The 16,027-nt window shown below is 66.9% G+C and carries 15 protein-coding genes; 2 read left to right on the top strand and 13 right to left on the bottom strand.

Going from position 1 to position 16,027, the window contains the following annotated elements; genetic code table 11:
* Positions 1 to 504 (top strand): hypothetical protein (locus AC5RW2_RS37260; RefSeq protein WP_493964075.1); only part of this gene is annotated, 504 nt, incomplete at its 5' end.
* Here AC5RW2_RS37260 and tyrS read toward each other — a convergent pair.
* From tyrS to argC, 12 genes are all read right to left on the bottom strand, one after another.
* Positions 501 to 1,808, bottom strand: a complete 1,308-nt coding sequence (gene tyrS / locus AC5RW2_RS37255; RefSeq protein WP_493964074.1) for a tyrosine--tRNA ligase — start codon at positions 1,806 to 1,808, stop codon at positions 501 to 503. The genes AC5RW2_RS37260 and tyrS overlap by 4 nt on opposite strands.
* A gap of 13 nt (positions 1,809 to 1,821) precedes the next feature.
* Positions 1,822 to 4,080 (bottom strand): HelD family protein, encoded by a 2,259-nt coding sequence (locus tag AC5RW2_RS37250; RefSeq protein ID WP_493964073.1) that lies wholly within the window; start codon positions 4,078 to 4,080, stop codon positions 1,822 to 1,824.
* A 124-nt stretch (positions 4,081 to 4,204) separates the two neighbouring features.
* The gene (locus AC5RW2_RS37245) at positions 4,205 to 4,711 is read right to left on the bottom strand and encodes an adenine phosphoribosyltransferase (RefSeq protein WP_493952496.1); all 507 of its coding nucleotides are present in this window, start codon (positions 4,709 to 4,711) and stop codon (positions 4,205 to 4,207) included.
* A 42-nt stretch (positions 4,712 to 4,753) separates the two neighbouring features.
* Entirely contained in the window at positions 4,754 to 5,383 is a 630-nt protein-coding gene (locus tag AC5RW2_RS37240) for a DNA-3-methyladenine glycosylase (protein WP_493952330.1), read from the bottom strand.
* A complete protein-coding gene (locus AC5RW2_RS37235; protein ID WP_493964072.1) occupies positions 5,383 to 6,372 on the bottom strand; it encodes an SRPBCC domain-containing protein in 990 nt (329 codons plus the stop codon). The genes AC5RW2_RS37240 and AC5RW2_RS37235 overlap by 1 nt, the downstream gene beginning before the upstream one ends.
* 103 nt (positions 6,373 to 6,475) lie before the next feature.
* Positions 6,476 to 7,927, bottom strand: coding sequence for an argininosuccinate lyase (gene argH, locus AC5RW2_RS37230; RefSeq protein ID WP_493964071.1), 1,452 nt, complete (start codon positions 7,925 to 7,927; stop codon positions 6,476 to 6,478).
* A 118-nt stretch (positions 7,928 to 8,045) separates the two neighbouring features.
* Positions 8,046 to 8,561: an arginine repressor gene (locus AC5RW2_RS37225; protein WP_493952333.1), complete on the bottom strand. Its 516-nt coding sequence runs from the start codon at positions 8,559 to 8,561 to the stop codon at positions 8,046 to 8,048.
* A 13-nt stretch (positions 8,562 to 8,574) separates the two neighbouring features.
* On the bottom strand, positions 8,575 to 9,534 hold the full coding sequence (gene argF / locus AC5RW2_RS37220; protein WP_493952334.1) for an ornithine carbamoyltransferase: 960 nt from the start codon (positions 9,532 to 9,534) through the stop codon (positions 8,575 to 8,577).
* The gene (locus AC5RW2_RS37215) at positions 9,531 to 10,817 is read right to left on the bottom strand and encodes an acetylornithine transaminase (RefSeq protein WP_493964070.1); all 1,287 of its coding nucleotides are present in this window, start codon (positions 10,815 to 10,817) and stop codon (positions 9,531 to 9,533) included. The genes argF and AC5RW2_RS37215 overlap by 4 nt, the downstream gene beginning before the upstream one ends.
* Complete coding sequence (gene argB, locus AC5RW2_RS37210; protein ID WP_493952336.1) at positions 10,814 to 11,725, bottom strand: acetylglutamate kinase; 912 nt, start codon at positions 11,723 to 11,725, stop codon at positions 10,814 to 10,816. Before argB ends, AC5RW2_RS37215 begins: the two co-directional genes overlap by 4 nt.
* A gap of 6 nt (positions 11,726 to 11,731) precedes the next feature.
* A complete protein-coding gene (argJ, locus tag AC5RW2_RS37205) occupies positions 11,732 to 12,883 on the bottom strand; it encodes a bifunctional glutamate N-acetyltransferase/amino-acid acetyltransferase ArgJ (protein ID WP_493952337.1) in 1,152 nt (383 codons plus the stop codon).
* Positions 12,880 to 13,911 (bottom strand): N-acetyl-gamma-glutamyl-phosphate reductase, encoded by a 1,032-nt coding sequence (gene argC, locus AC5RW2_RS37200; RefSeq protein ID WP_493964069.1) that lies wholly within the window; start codon positions 13,909 to 13,911, stop codon positions 12,880 to 12,882. Before argC ends, argJ begins: the two co-directional genes overlap by 4 nt.
* 232 nt (positions 13,912 to 14,143) lie before the next feature.
* On the opposite strand from argC, the gene AC5RW2_RS37195 reads away from it, so the two are divergent.
* A complete protein-coding gene (locus AC5RW2_RS37195) occupies positions 14,144 to 15,109 on the top strand; it encodes a quinone oxidoreductase family protein (RefSeq protein WP_493952339.1) in 966 nt (321 codons plus the stop codon).
* A 99-nt stretch (positions 15,110 to 15,208) separates the two neighbouring features.
* Here AC5RW2_RS37195 and AC5RW2_RS37190 read toward each other — a convergent pair whose 3' ends face one another.
* The gene (locus AC5RW2_RS37190) at positions 15,209 to 15,919 is read right to left on the bottom strand and encodes a 4'-phosphopantetheinyl transferase family protein (RefSeq protein ID WP_493952340.1); all 711 of its coding nucleotides are present in this window, start codon (positions 15,917 to 15,919) and stop codon (positions 15,209 to 15,211) included.
* Positions 15,920 to 16,027 lie beyond the last annotated feature (108 nt).

The following is a 16,027-nucleotide window of genomic DNA, read 5'->3' as shown; positions in this document are numbered from 1 at the left end:
GACACACCACAGGGGCGGCACGCCACGGCACTTCAACCAATAAATAATTGGTATCAACAAACTTGGCACACTATTGAGTTCTCAAACAACAGGAGCAAACGAATACTTCGCCAAAACAATTTCAATGAAATTCGCTTTGTTTTTCTTCGCTGCGATGTTTCTACTTTATTTCATCCTTTTTCTTTCTGTCAAATCGGCGTTTCCGCTTCATTTACTTTAGAAAAAGCATGGTCCCAGCAAAAAACTCCAGCTAATCTGCCTGCGCACTGGGCGCATGACCAACCGCTGTCGTTTTATCGAAGGGCTTTGTCGCGTTCCTGCCGGCTGTTTCACAACCAGCGGCGGCGACTCAGAAAACAATACACGGCACCAGCATGGCCTGCAAATCGCTGCCGAGTGATGCCCGCCACCGATGAGGAAGGGCCCGTCGTCGTCCTCCTGAATGGAGGAAAACGGCGGGCCCTTCGAAAAGCCGCGGGATTGGCGGCCGAGCGGCTTGGTTAGCCAGAAACTTCGACCATGGCGAGCGTGCGCTTACCGCGACGCATCAACAGGTACTTGCCGTGCAGCAGTTGATCAGTTCCAACGACGGTGTCCGGATCGGTGATTTTTCGGTTGTTCACGTAGGCACCGCCCTCTGCCACGGTCCGCCGGGCCGCGGAATTGCTGGCAGCCAGACCGGACTGGACCAACAACTCGATGATTCCGGTAGTTTCCGGGCCGGCAACAGCACTGGGCAGTTCTGCCGTGGCGGCGACCAGGGTCGACTCGTCCAACTCGGCCAACTCTCCCTGGCCAAACAATGCCGAGGAGGCAGCGATCACCTTGTCGGTTGACTCGGTTCCGTGCACAATCGACGTCACCTCGTAGGCCAAGGTCCGCTGGGCTTCACGGGTATGCGGCCGTTCGGCCACGGCTCGCTCGAGCTCTTCGATTTCCTCCCGCGAGCGGAAGGTGAAGACCTTGAGCCGCTGGACAACGTCGGCGTCGGCCGTGTTCAGCCAGAACTGGTACATGGCATAGGGGCTGCACATATCCGCGTCCAGCCAGATGGCGTTGCCCTCGCTCTTACCGAACTTGGTTCCGTCCGAGTTGGTTATCAAAGGCGTGCCGATCGCGTGGACAGCGCTGCCCTCCACCTTGCGGATCAGTTCGATGCCGCTGGTCAGGTTGCCCCACTGATCCGATCCGCCGGTCTGCAGGATGCAGCCGTACTGCCGGAACAGCTCAAGGTAGTCCATGCCCTGCAGGATCTGGTAGCTGAATTCCGCGTAGCTGATGCCCTCGTCGGAATTCAGCCTGGAGGCGACAATGTCCTTTTTGACCATGGTCCCGACGCGGTAGTGCTTTCCAATATCGCGCAGGAAATCCAGTACGGTCATCGGCTCGGTCCAGTCCAGGTTGTTGACCATGCGCGCGGCGTTATCGCCCTCGAAGTCGAGGAAGCGCTGGACCTGGCCCTTCAGCCGGTCGACCCATTCGGCGACCGTTTCCTTGGTGTTCATGGTGCGCTCGGCGGTCGGCCTGGGGTCGCCGACCAGCCCGGTGGAGCCGCCCACGAGTCCCAGCGGCTTGTGCCCGGCCAGCTGCAGCCGGCGCATGGTGAGCAACTGGACCAGATTGCCCAGGTGCAGGCTTGGCGCCGTCGGGTCAAAACCGCAGTAATACGTCACCGGGTCCCCCGCCAGCAGCTTCTCCAGTTCAGCCTCGTCGGTTGAAACGTGGACAAGTCCGCGCCACTTCAGTTCCTGCCAGACGTTGGCGAAACCAGGATCGTTGCGTTGGGAAGCAAGAAACGTATCATTCACGGATTCCAAAATATCAGCCTTCAATTCCTTCGGGGACCTCGCCCTCGGCCAGCAGCCGCAGCCGCTGGGTCGGACGGGTCATGGCCACGTAAAGGTCGCCGACGCGGCCGCCGGTGCGGTGCAGCAGTTCGCCGGGTTCGAGCACCACCACGGCGTCGAATTCAAGGCCCTTGGCCTCCTGCGGGCCAAGCACACTGATGTCCTGTTCCAGACCGCCCGCGCCGCCTCCTACCCGTTGGGCGTAGACCGCGGCCAGCGCGCTTCGGACCTCAGGCAGTCGGTGGTCAGCGGCGATGACCGCCAGCAGGCCGCCGCTGGCAGCGTCGAGTTCTTCGGGCATGATGTCCAGCAGATGTTCGATCATGCGGCCGGCCGGCACCCGGTCCACGATCGGCTGCCATCGCCCGTCGCGCACGGCTTTCGGGGCCGAGACGACCTGGCCTGCGGCATTCGCCATCCGGACCGCCGCCTGCGCAATCTGCGAGGGCGTGCGGTAGTTCACGGTCAGTTCTTCAAGCTGCCAGCGTGTGCCCGCGAACGGCTCAAGTGCCTGCTGCCAGGATTCCGCGCCGGCAGCAGAACTGGTTTGCGCGATATCGCCGACCACAGTGAACGACTTGAGCGGGCAGCGGCGCATCAGCAGGCGCCACTGCATGGCGGACAACTCCTGCGCCTCGTCGACAACGATGTGTCCGAAGGCCCACGTGCGGTCTCCGGCGGCACGCTCGGCGGCGGTGAGGCGGTTTTGCTGCGTTTGGTTGTAGCCCGCCAGTTCCTCGGCGCTGACCAACCCGTTGATGCCGATATCGCGCAGCGACTGGTCGACGTTCCGCAGTGACTGCTCCGCGTTGGCGATGTCGCGGGCACGGTCAGCGTCCTGCTGGGCCTTGTCGCGTCCGGCCGAGGCATCCATCTCGCCGAGCAGTTCGGCGGCTTCGTCGAGCAACGGCACATCGGACTCGGTCCACGGCGCGTCAGCGGGGCGCAACAGCACCTCGCGTTCCGCAGCGGTCAGCTCCGGGGCGGCTGCCTCAAGATGGGCCGGCTTGCTGAGCAATTCCCCGATCAGCTTTTCCGGCGTCAACGGCATCCAGGCCAGGTTGAGTGCTATCCGGACATCGCGCGACGTCCGTACGTCTTCCGCCAGATAGGCGCGGTCTGCGTTGTTGCCCGGTCCGGAGGACGCTTCCAGGGCTTCGCGCAGCTGGTCGGTCAGCTCGCGCAACAGGATCTTTACGAAGGTCACCCGGGCCGCGTTGTGGGGTTTGCCGGTGGCCCGTGCGCGGTCGCGCGCCCGTGCTACTTGGCGAGGCGTCAGGGTCAAGATGGTGCCCTCGACGTTGAGCTTGCGCGGTTCTGCTGGCAGCCGCTGGCGGTTCGCTACCGCATTGGCCACGACGTCGGCCATGGACAAACGGCCCTTGATCTCCGCCACGGCAGGGTTGGTTTCGGGCACCGTCCGGATTCCGGGCATCAGCCCTCCAAGCGTTGACATGACGACGCCGGTTTCACCCAGCGAGGGCAGCACACGCTCGATGTACTTCATGAAGGAGTTGGACGGTCCCACCAACAGCACGCCGGCGGACTTCAGCCGCTCGCGGTGCGAGTACAGCAGGTACGCCGCGCGGTGCAGGGCAACGGCGGTCTTGCCCGTTCCGGGACCGCCCTGCACCACTAGGATCCCCGGCATCGGAGCCCTGATGATGCGGTCCTGTTCGGCCTGGATAGTGCCAACGATGTCGGACATGGCACCGGTGCGCTTGGAGTTGAGCGCTGCCAGCAGCGCGCCTTCGCCCTGCAGCGACGCGCCGTCGGCAAGCATGGTCGAATCGAGCACGTCGTCTTCAATGCCCTTGACCTGATGCCCCTGCAGGATCAGATGCCGGCGCCGCCGAACGCCCAGCCGTTCGAATGCGGTGGCCTGGTAGAACGCTCCGGCTTCGGGCGCACGCCAGTCCACCATCAGCTGCTGCAGGTCAGCGGTGCTGAGCCCGATACGTCCGATGTAGCGCCGGTCGCCGTCGTCCAAATCGAGGCGGCCGAACACCAGGCGGTCATCAACAGCGTTAAGCTGGGCCAGCCGGTCCTCGTACATGGTGGCGAACGCATCACGTTCGGAAATATTCTGCATGCTGCCCACGGCGCCGCTGCTGCGGACACGGGACAGCTGCTCCTGTTTCTCGGCGCGCAGTTCCTCCAACCGGCGATACAGGCCGGCTACGTAGGAGCGCTCGTGTTCAAGCTCGGCGTGGGCCGAAAGCGATTCTGGCATGTGTGTTATCCCTCCCCAAAAGGCAGACCGTCCATTCTACTACCGCCACAGTGGATTTTCCTGAGAGCAGAACGACGGCGGGCAGACACCCCGCCTGTCAGCTCGCCGCGGGCGGTGCGATCGGCTACTCGCGCACCAGCGAACGGATCCGGTGTCCCGCCAAAGCGGACCTGCCCCGCAGTGCCGAGAGCTCGAGAACCACGCCGAACCCGGCCACCTGGACCCCGGCCCGTTCAAACAGGCGGCAGGCGGCACCGAGGGTCCCGCCGGTTGCCAGCACGTCGTCCAGGATCAGCACCCGCGACCCCGGCAACAGATCGTCCGCGTGGATTTCCAGCGTGGCCGTGCCGTACTCCAGCGCGTAATCCTCGGAGATGGTCTTCCGGGGCAACTTGCCCTTCTTGCGCACCGTGATGACGCCCGTGCCGGAGGCATAGGCTGCGGCGGCCGAAAGCAGGAAGCCGCGGGCCTCCACCCCCGCCACGGCGTCGAACTGGCCTTGGAACGGGTCGATCAAAGCCTGCACCACCGCATGCAGCGCTTCCCCGTCGGCGAACACAGGAGTCAGGTCCCGAAAGACGATACCGGGCTGGGGATAGTCCCGGACCGTTTCCGAAAGACGGTTGACCATGGTTTCAACTGATTCGCGAGGGCGTTCATTCACCCGTCCACCCTACCCGCTGCCGGCGCGGCGCCGCGGTTTCGCGGCCCGGTACGGTGAGACCGTCGGATCGCCTTCCAGCCAAAAGCGCCACGGGTAAGCATCGGTGCCGCCGTCGCCGCTGACGCCCACCCGCGGCCCGGTCCGCACATGCTGGTGCGACGCCTGCACCGCCGGCCGGGTCAGCGCCAATTCCCCGGCTGTGAAGGCACGCCCGTTGTCACCGAGCTCCAGCCCCAGGGCCACGGCCAGCCGGGCCGGCCCCCGCGCCAACTCAGCATCCCGCTTGGCCGAGGTCCGACGGCTGCGGGCCAACTCCAGCCCTTCGGTGACTTCGCCCGCGCGGAGCAAGGCACCGGTGGCCTGGCCTTCGTGCCCGCACACGATGTTCACACAGTGGTGCATCCCGTAGGTGAAGTAGACATAGATTCGCCCCGGCGGGCCAAACATCACCTTGTTGCGGTTGGTCAGGCCGCGGAAGGCATGCGATCCCGGATCGTGCTCCCCCATGTAGGCCTCCACCTCGGTGAGGCGCACCGCAACGGTCCCTTCCGGCGTCGTGTGCGCCAACCGGGCGCCGAGCAGCCCTGGAGCCACGTCAACGGCAGGCCGGCCCAGCCAGCGCAGCAGAGCTGCATCCACTAGGCGGATTGGAGTCGCTGGTAGAAGCGCGTCAGGGCTTCGCGCCGATGCGCCGAGTCATGTACCCGCCCGCCGTCGAGCACGGTGGCCAGCGCGTCCAGCCGCATGTGCCAGCTGGCCATCAGGGCACCCGCCACGGTCTCCCGGCCCAGGTTATGGACCAAGGTCAGACGGGTCTTGCCGTCCTCCGGTTCCAGCATCCAGTGCACGGTGCCGGTGCCCTCCGGAGCGGTCCACGTGTAGTCCAGCCTGCTGCCCGCGAGCACATACTGCACGTCTCCGCTGACGGTTCGTCCCGGCAGATTGAATTCGACGGCGCCTCCGGCCTGCAGCTCCACCCGGCCTGGCCCGAGCCAGGCCTCGAGCAGGTCCGGCTCGGTCAATGCAGCCCAGACCCGGTCCCGGTCTGCGTCGAGCAAGCGCTCGAAGCGCAGGCACGTATGCCCGGAATCACTTTCCACCGTGCCCATCGAGTGCGAAAGTTGGAACTGGCGGGAATACGCTTCGCGCAGCGGGGTCCACCGGTCGGTTTCCCAATTTGGCCGGCGCCCGGCGGCGACCTCGGCCAGCGCGTCCAGGATGGTCTGCCAGCCGGCGCTGCCTTCGGTCAGGAACTCGGGCCCCTCGGCGCGCGACCTGAACTGGAGCAGAGTTCCGCCATCGCTTTCCAGGACCCGCCATTCAATCACCGACTCCTGCCCGAGCTCGTCCTCCCAGCTGATCTGCAGGCTGAGCGGCGGGTTCAGCTGCAACACCGTGCCGCTGGAGATGCCCCCGCCCAGAAGCAGCTCGTAGGTGCGGCCGAGCTCCCAGTCGGCGTCCAGCGTGCCGAGCCATTTGGCGACGTTGTCCTTCTCCGCCAGGAGGCTCCAGATATAGCTGTGCGGGTAGTCGAGTTGGCGGTCGAAGGCCAACACGTAGTCCCCATCCACACGCTCGATCCGGCCCTCCGGAACCAGTTTTTCCTCGTCCTGGCTCAGCGTCGACATGCTCGCTCCCTCGGCTTAGTGGCTACACCCCCATCGCTTCACAAACTACCGCAGAGACATTTGCTACCGGTCGGTAACTTATTCCGGCGGTGGTGCGCAAAGGCTATCGGGAACTGTTGCCGACGTAGTCCCGCGCGCTGTCCAGGCCGGCCTGGAGCGCCTCGATTTGGGCTGCCACGGCGCTGGGTGCGGTGCCGCCCTGCGAACTGCGGCTGGCCAGCGAACCTTCGACGGTCAGCACCTCGCGCACCTGCGGGGTCAGCTGCGGCGAAATGGCAGCAAACTCCTCGTCCGTCAGGTCCCAGAGTTCGACGCCGCGGCTCTCGGCCTGTTTGACGGCGGCACCGGAGAGTTCATGCGCCTCGCGGAACGGCACGCCCTGCCGGACCAGCCATTCGGCGATATCGGTGGCCAGGGCAAAGCCCTGCGGAGCCAACGCTTCCAGCCGCGGGGTGTTGAAGACGAGTGTTTCGATCATGCCGGCGACGGCGGGCAGCAGCAGCTCCAGGGTGTCTGCGGCGTCGAAGACAGGTTCCTTGTCCTCCTGCAGATCACGGTTGTAGGCCAGCGGCAGGCCCTTGAGCGTGGCCAACAGACCGGTCAGGTTGCCGATCAGCCGGCCCGCCTTGCCGCGGGCCAACTCGGCGACGTCCGGGTTCTTCTTCTGCGGCATGATGGACGAGCCCGTGGAGTAGGCATCGTCCAGGGTCACAAAGGAGAACTCCTTGGTGGCCCAGAGGATGACTTCCTCGGAGATCCGCGACAGGTCCACGCCGATCATGGCAGCGACCCAGCTGAATTCGGCGAAGACATCTCGCGAGGCGGTCCCGTCGATCGAGTTCCAGGCAGCGGACTCGAAGCCTAAGTCGGCGGCGACGGCGTTCGGGTCCAACCCCAGCGAGGAACCGGCCAGCGCGCCGGATCCGTACGGCGAGACGGCGGCCCGCTTGTCCCAGTCGGCCAGGCGCTGCACGTCGCGCAGCAGTGCCCAGGCGTGGGCCAGCAGGTGATGCGACAGCAGCACCGGCTGGGCGTGCTGCAGGTGGGTGCGGCCGGGCATGGCCACGTCCGGATGCCGGCGGGCCTGCGCGAGGAGCGCGTCGATGGTTGCCAGCACTCCGCTGGCAATGATCCGGGCGTGGTCGCGCAGGTACATCCGGCCCAGGGTGGCGATCTGGTCGTTGCGCGAACGCCCGGCGCGGAGCTTGCCGCCCAGTTGGGCGCCGGCCCGTTCGATCAGTCCGCGCTCCAGCGAGCCGTGGACGTCTTCGTCGGACTCGGCCGCCACGTAGGCGCCGGAACGGACGTCGTCGTCGAGTTGGTCCAAGGCAGCGAGCATGCCCTCAAGTTCGGCGTCGTCCAGCAACCCGGCCTTGTGCAGCACCTTGGCGTGGGCGCGTGAACCGGCGATGTCGTAGTGCGCCAGCCGCCAGTCAAAGTGCGTCGACTTGCTCAGCGCGGCCAGCGCGTCGGCCGGGCCCCCGGCAAAACGGCCGCCCCAGAGGGCGCCTTCGTTGGTGTGCCCGGCTGCGCTGGTGTTCGGTTCCTGCGTCACGTCGTCTTCCCTTTCCGCCAGGTCGCCCTGGTGACGGTTCCGCGCGCTGCCGTGCCGGCCGGCGGAGATGGCTTGCCGCCATGGCGGCGGCCGTTGCTTGCGTTTTAGGTTATTGGGTTCAGGCGTTGCGGGACGAGTCGTCGGCGAACTGCAGGAACCGTGCCGCGAGGGCGGCACCTCCGGCCGGATCGCGCGTCACCAGCAGCACCGTGTCGTCTCCAGCGATGGTGCCCAGCACCGACGGCATGACCGAATGGTCGATGGCCAGCGCCAGGAAGTTGGCTGCCCCCGGCGGTGTGCGCAGCACCACCAGATTGGCGGAGGCTTCGGCCGTCACCAGCAAATCGGCGCAGAGCCGTGCCAGCCGGGCGTCCAGAATCTCCTGGGTGACACCGCTCTGCGGCGCTCGTTCGCCGCCCTCGCTGGGCACCGCATAGATCAGGCCGCCGTCCTGGCCGCGCACCCGGACCGCGCCCAGTTCCACCAAGTCGCGCGAGAGCGTGGCTTGGGTGACCTGCACCCCTTCATCACCCAACCGGGCCGCCAGCTCTGCCTGCGAGCGCACCGACTCGCCGGTGAGGATCGCGGTGATCTTTGCCTGGCGGGCGGTCTTGGTGGCCGGCATCGTGTTCATGGCTTGTCCGCCCTCAGGCCATGGCCAACGGCGCCAGCGACGACTTGTCCATCAGCCATGCCATCAGCGCCTTCTGTGCGTGCAACCGGTTCTCCGCTTCCTCCCACACCACCGACTGCGGGCCGTCGATGACTTCGGCTGCTATCTCGTAGCCGCGGTAGGCCGGCAGGCAATGCAGCACGATGGCGTCGTCGGCAGCCAGCTCCAAGGAGGCTTGGTTTACCGCATAATCCTTGAACAGCTGCAGCCGCTGCGCCTTCTCGTCTTCCTGTCCCATCGAGACCCAGGTGTCTGTGGCGATCACATCGGCCCCGGCCAGCGCCTGTGCCGGATCCGTAGTGACCAGCACGGAGCCGCCGGTTTCGGCAGCCCTGGCTTCGGCTTCGGCCACCACGGTATCCGCCGGCAGGTAGCCTTCCGGTCCGCCGATCCGCACATGCATGCCCGCCGTCGCACCGGCGAGCAGGTACGAGTTGGCCATGTTGTTGGCGGCATCGCCGAGGTAGGTCATGGTGAGCCCGGCCAGCCTGCCCTTGTGCTCCTGGACCGTCAGCAGGTCCGCCAGCAGTTGGCAGGGGTGGTAGTCGTCGGAGAGCGAGTTGATCACGGGCACTCGGGAAAGCGCCGCCATTTCCTCCAAGCCGGAGTGGGCGTAGGTCCGCCAGACCACCGTGGAGACCATCCGCTCCATCACCTTGATGGTGTCGGATACGGATTCCTTGTGGCCCAGCTGGGATTCACCCGGGTTGATGATGAGCGGGACACCGCCCAAGTCCGAGATCCCGCTGGCGAAGGACACCCGGGTGCGCGTCGAGGTCTTGTCGAAGATGACGGCCACGGTCTTCCGGCCGGCACCGTCGCCGGCGAACGGCTGATACCGGTATGGGAACTGTTTCATCTCCGCGGCCAACTGCAGCACCTCGGCTTGCTCGGCCGGGCTGAGGTCGGTGTCCTTGAGGAAGTGGCGGGTCATGAGGCGTCCTTGCTGGTGGCGGCGGTGCGGGCGGCCGCGGTGGTCAGGATGTCCGGCAGCGCGGCGGTGAACCGGGCGGCCTGCTCGGCGGTGAGGATCAGCGGCGGGGCCAGCCGCAGCGTGTGCGGGCCCGGGCTGTTGATGATGAAACCGGCGTCCAGCGCGGCCTCCACGGCGGCAGCGGCAATGTCGGCGTCCAGGTCGAACCCGATCAGCAGGCCTTCGCCGCGGACCTCCACAACGTGCTCGACGCCGGCCAGTTGCTCGCGCAGCTTCGCGCCGAGCGATGCAGCGTGGTCCAGCAGCCCGCGCGACTCGATGGCGTGGAGGGTGGCCAGCCCGGCCGCCGTGGCCACCGGGTTGCCGCCGAACGTGGTGCCGTGCTGGCCTGCGGTCAAGAGGCTTGAGGTTTCCGCGCCGAAAGTCAGCAGTGCACCGACCGGGAGTCCGCTGCCCAGGCCCTTGGCCAGCGTGATGGCGTCCGGAACGATCCGCTCGCCGCCGGCCACCTTGCCCTGGAAGGCGAACCAGTTGCCGGTCCGGCCGACGCCCGACTGCACCTCGTCCAGGATCAGCAGCGCACCGGCAGCCGTGGTGGCTTCCCGGGCGGCCTTCAGATATCCCTCCGGCAGCGGCCGGACGCCCACCTCGCCCTGGATCGGTTCCAGCACGACGGCGGCCACCGTCTCATCGACGGCGGCGCGCAGTGCGTCCTCATCACCGAAGGGAAGGTGGACCACGCCGCCCGGCATCGGTTCAAAGGGTTCGCGGTAGGCCTGCCTGGCCGTCAGCGCCAGGGCACCCATGGTACGGCCGTGGAAAGCGCCCTCCAGAGCAATGATCTTGGTCCGCGTCGGGCTGGAGTTGCGCCGGGCCAGTTTGAACGCCGCTTCGTTGGCTTCGGTGCCGGAGTTGGCGAAAAACACCTTGGAGCCGGCAGGAGCGCCGGCCAGTTCCAGCAACCGCTCGGCTAGCGCTATCTGTGCCGGACTGGTGAAGAAGTTCGAGACGTGGCCGAGGGTGGACAACTGGTCGGCCACGATCCCGGTCAGGAACTCGTCGGCGTGGCCCAGCGCGTTCACCGCGATGCCGCCGAGCAGGTCCAGGTATTCCCTGCCGTCGGCATCCCAGACGGTGCAGCCCTTGCCGCGCACCAGCACGCGCTGCGGGGTCCCGAAGACACCCATCAGCGATTCGCGGTACTTCTCCAGCAGCTGTTTGCTGTCCAGGCCCTCCAGGCCGGCCAAGCCGGCCGCGGTGGACACTGCATGGGCCGTGTTCATGATTCGTCTCCGTCCGGAACAATCTGGGTGCCGATGCCGGCAGCAGTAAAAATTTCCAGCAGGATGGAGTGCGGCATCCTGCCATCGACGACGGCGGCCCGCTCCACGCCCCCGTCAACCGCCTTCAGGCAGGCTTCCATCTTGGGAATCATGCCGGACTCCAACCCGGGCAGCAGCCCGCGCAGTTCCCCGGCCGTCAGTGACGATATCAACGACGACTTGTCCGGCCAGTTCGCGTACAGCCCCTCGACGTCGGTGAGGATGACCAGCCGCGAGGCGTGCAGGGCATCAGCGACCGCAGCGGCCGCGGTATCTGCATTGACGTTGAGCACCTGGTTGGTTCCCTCGCCGTCGCCGCCGATTTCGGGCGCCACGGTGGAGATCACCGGGATCCGACCGGCGTCGAGCAGATCCAGGATGGCTGAAGGATTGACCCCGACCACCTCGCCCACCAGACCCAGATCGACCTCCTCGCCGTCCACCACCGTGCCGGTGCGCACCGCCTGCAGCAGCCCGCCGTCTTCACCGGATAGTCCCACGGCGTACGGCCCGTGCGAATTGATCAGGCCCACCAGTTCCCGGCCCACCTGCCCGGTGAGCACCATGCGTACTACGTCCATGGCTTCAGGGGTGGTGACCCGCAGTCCGCCCTTGAACTCTGATTCGATGCCGAGCCGGGACAGCATGGCATTGATCTGCGGCCCGCCGCCGTGAACCACCACCGGCTTGATGCCCGCGTGGTGGAGGAAGACGATGTCCTCGGCGAATGCCTGCCGCAGTTCGTCGTTGACCATGGCGTTACCGCCGTACTTGATCACCATGGTGGTGCCGGCAAACCGTTGGATCCACGGCAGCGCTTCGATCAGCGTGGCTGCCTTGTCCTGCGCCATCAGCATTGTGTTCTTCATCGGTCCTCAGCTGGAGTAGGCGGAGTTCTCATGCACGTACTCGTGCGTGAGGTCGTTGGTCCAGATGGTTGCGCTCTCGCCGCCGGCCTGCAGGTCGATCACCACGGTTACGTCGCGGCCGCTCAGGTCGACCAGGTCGCGGGACTCGCCCACCCCGCCGTTGCGGCACACCTGCACACCGTTCATGCTGACGTTCAGCTGGTCCGGTTCGAAGACGGCATCGGTCGTGCCCACCGCGGAGAGCACCCGGCCCCAGTTGGGGTCGTTGCCGAAGATGGCCGTCTTGAACAGGTTGGAGCGGGCCACGGTTCGGCTGACCGTTTCCGCATCCCGCTCGGAAGCTGCGTTGATGGTGGTGACGGCGATGTCGTGGCTGGCGCCCTCGGCATCGGTGATCAGCTGCCGCGCCAGGTCGGCACACACCCCGGTCAGCCCAGCCGTGAAGTCTTCCGTCCGCGGAACCACGCCGGAGGCCCCCGAAGACAGCAGCACCACGGTGTCGTTGGTGGACATGCAGCCGTCCGAGTCGGTGCGGTCAAAGGTCACACGTGTTGCTTCGCGCAGTGCGGCCTGCAGCTCCGCCGGTGCCAGCTCGGCATCGGTGGTGATGACCACCAGCATGGTGGCCAGACCCGGAGCCAGCATGCCGGCGCCCTTGGCCATCCCGCCGATGCTGTAGCCGCCGCCGGCGAACACCGCCTGCTTCGAAACAGTATCGGTGGTCATGATCGCCACGGCCGCGTCGGCACCGCCGTCGTCGGACAGGGCCGCTGCAGCCGCTTCGACGCCGGGCAGCAGCTTGTCCATCGGCAGCTGCTCGCCGATCAGTCCGGTGGAGCAGACCACCACGTCGCCTGCGGAGATGCCGAGCAGGGCGGCGGTTTTCTCGGCGGTGGCGTGGGTGTTCTGGAAGCCCTCGGCGCCGGTGCAGGCATTCGCACCGCCGGAATTGAGCACGACGGCGTCGGCCCGGCCATCGCTGATCACTTGCCGTGACCAGTGCACCGGAGCGGCAGCCACACGGTTCGAGGTGAAGACAGCAGCCGCCGCCTGCAGCGGTCCGTCATTGACCACCAGGGCGACGTCCGGCTTGCCGGAGGCTTTCAGGCCGGCGGTGGCAGCGGCTGCCCGGAATCCTTTGGCTGCGGTAACACTCACGGTGCAATCCCCTGCTGGGTCAGGCCGGCGGTCTCGTCGAGGCCGAGGGCAATGTTCATGGACTGGATGGCGCCGCCGGCTGTTCCCTTGGTGAGGTTGTCGATGGCGCAGGTGACGACTACGCGGCCGGCGTGCTCGTCGAAGGCCAACTGCAGAACGGCATGATTGCTGCCCTGGACGGACTTGGTGTGCGGCCATTGGCCCTCGGGCAGCAGGTGCACGAACGGCTCATCGGCGTAGGCGGACGCCCAGGCGGCACGCAATTGTCCGGCGTCCGTACCCGGCTTGACCCGTGCGGTGGCGGTGGTCAGGATGCCGCGGCTCATCGGCGCCAGGGTCGGAGTGAAGGAGAGGGTGACCGATTCGCCGGCGGCTGCGGACAGCCCCTGTTCGATTTCCGGGGTGTGCCGGTGCCCGCCGCCGACGCCGTAGGGGCTCATGCCTCCCATGACCTCCGAACCAATCAGGTTGACCTTGGCGGATTTGCCCGCGCCGGAGGTGCCGGAGGCAGCAACGATCACCACATCTTCGGGCTCCAGCAGACCGGCGGCGAAACCGGGCGTGAGTGCCAGCAGCGAACTGGTGGGATAGCAACCCGGGACAGCGATCCGGCGGGCGCCCCGCAGCTTGTCCCGGTGGCCGGGCAGTTCCGGCAGTCCGTAGGGCCAGCTGCCCGCATGGGCCGAGCCATAGAACTTCTCCCAAGCCAGCGGATCGACCAGCCGGTGGTCCGCACCGGCGTCCACCACCAGCGTGTCCGCCGGCAGCGCCGCCGCAATCTCCGCGCTGGCGCCGTGCGGGAGGGCCAGGAACACCACATCGTGCCCGGTCAGGTTCTCCACCGTGGTGTCGACCAAGACCTGGTCCGCCAGCGAATGCAGGTGCGGCTGCAGTCCGCCCAACCGCGCGCCGGCATTGCTGTGCGCCGTGATCGCCCCAATCGAGACATCGGGATGGCCGGCCAGCAGGCGGAGAACCTCGCCGCCTGCGTAACCGCTGGCACCGGACACTGCAACCTTAATCGTCATGGCGACCAGCATACAGCAAAAGTATTCACAACAGAGGATATTTATGCAATGCCGGGCCAATGGCGGGTCCGTGGTGCTGGCCGCCGCGATACAGCTGGCACCCTCGGTGCTGAGCGCCTTCGCAACGGGCCGAGCGGGGCCGGCAAACGCCTACGATGGAATCAGAGCGGGCTGGTCCGTGACCAGTCTAGCTGCCGGCAACGACTCCCCCAGAGTGTTAAGGAGACCTGAAATGGCCAAGGCAATCGTGGCTACCGCTCCCGGCGGGCCGGAAGTACTGCAGCTGCAGGACGTCGATGTTCCGCAACCGGGCCCGGGCGAACTGCTGGTGAAGGTGGCAGCAGCCGGTGTGAACTTCGTCGAGACCTATGAGCGCAGCGGCGTCTACAATGTCCCGTTTCCCTACACGCCCGGCTCCGAGGCGGCCGGCACGGTCGAAGCCGTTGGCGCCGGCGTCGACGGCTTCGCCCCCGGCGACCGCGTCGCCTTCGCCGAAGGCGACCGCACCTACGCGGAGTACACCGTGGTCTCCGCCGAGGCCGCACTCCCGGTGCCAGAGGGCGTAGACGACGATGTGGCGGCCGCCATCCCGCTGCAGGGCATGACGGCGCATTACCTCATCAACTCCAGCTTCAGGGTCCAGCCGGGCCAGACGGTACTCACCCATGCGGGTGCCGGCGGCGTGGGCCTGATCCTGACGCAGCTGCTCAAGGCCAAGGGAACCCGGGTGATCACCACGGTTTCCACCGATGAAAAGGAAGAACTGGCCCGCAGCGCCGGCGCGGATGTAGTTCTGCGCTACGACGGATTTGACCGGCACGTGCGGGAACTGACCGCCGGCACCGGCGTGGACGTGGTCTACGACGGCGTCGGCAAGGACACGTTCGACGGCTCGCTGGCCAGCCTGCGCACCCGCGGCATGCTGGTGCTCTTCGGCGGCGCATCCGGCCAGGTGCCGCCGTTCGATCTTCAGCGGCTCAACCAGGGCGGATCGCTGTTCATCACCCGCCCCAAGCTGAACGACCATCTGCTGACGCCACAGGAACGGCGCTGGCGTTCCAGCGAATTGTTCGACGCCGTGCTGTCCGGCCAGCTGAAGCTGCGGGTGGGCCGCAAATACCCGTTGGCCGAAGCGGCGCAGGCACACGAGGACCTGCAGGCCCGCCGCACCACCGGCAAGCTGCTGCTGGTTCCGTAAGGGCGGCCGTCCCTGCGCCGGCTGCGCGTCACCCTACGCTGACCGGCGTGCCTCCGGCGGCAGGGCAGCCGGCCGGGCAGTTGCTGTCGCGCCGGCTGTTCAGCCGTCGACTACCGCGATGTCCCGGTAGGTGATCTTCGGGGCGGCCGAGCCACCAACCGCCAGTGCCGCGGCCAGTCCCGGCGGCACTGCCCCGCCGGCGTCCGTCAGGGCAAGGTCCAACAGTTGCAGGCCGGGCCGGTCCCCTGCTTCGCCGGGCCAGCTGGACAGCCGGGGTTCGCCGTCGGCGCCGGCAACGCCGATCGTGTCCGGAGCCAGCCGCAGCCCGTGGCCGGTGGACTTCAGCACGGCTTCTTTCCTGGTCCACAGTTGCGCCCTCAACCGGCGCGGATCTACAGCCTGTTCCACCAGCGGCCGCTCTGCAGCGGTAAGCATGACGGCGTCGATGTTGTCCTCGGGGCGGAAAGCGTCATCGCCGGCGTCTTCGATGTCGACACCGAGCAGCACGGGACGGAAGGACAGCGCGGCCAGCAGCCACCGCCCGGACCGAGCGTAGCTGAGGCGGGCGGCTGCCGGCGCACCGTCCAGCAGCAGCTGCGGCTGGCCATGCCGGCCATCGTTGCCCCGCTGGCAGTTGCGGCAGTCAAACGCCAGCCGCATCCGGTCGGCGTCAACGTCCAGTTCCTGCGCCGCCAGCAGGCGGACGGCTTCACGGGTGCGCGTGCGGATGCTGGGACGCCGGTCCGGCTCGCCGGCAGCCGCGAACCCGTCCTGCAGCTGCACCAACTGCAGTATCACCTGGGCCTTCATGCGTTCCTTTTCCCTTTCCCCACGACGGCGGGGCCCCCCTGGGTCGGGGGGCCCCGCCGGCGTTGTTGATGTAATTAGCCCGGCACCCCAGGAAGGCGCCACAGCGGG

It is taken from the genome of Arthrobacter sp. B0316-1-20 (genome assembly GCF_059091865.1).
Note: the sequence above shows the minus strand (reverse complement) of the source record. Positions and strands in the feature narration are given on the sequence as shown.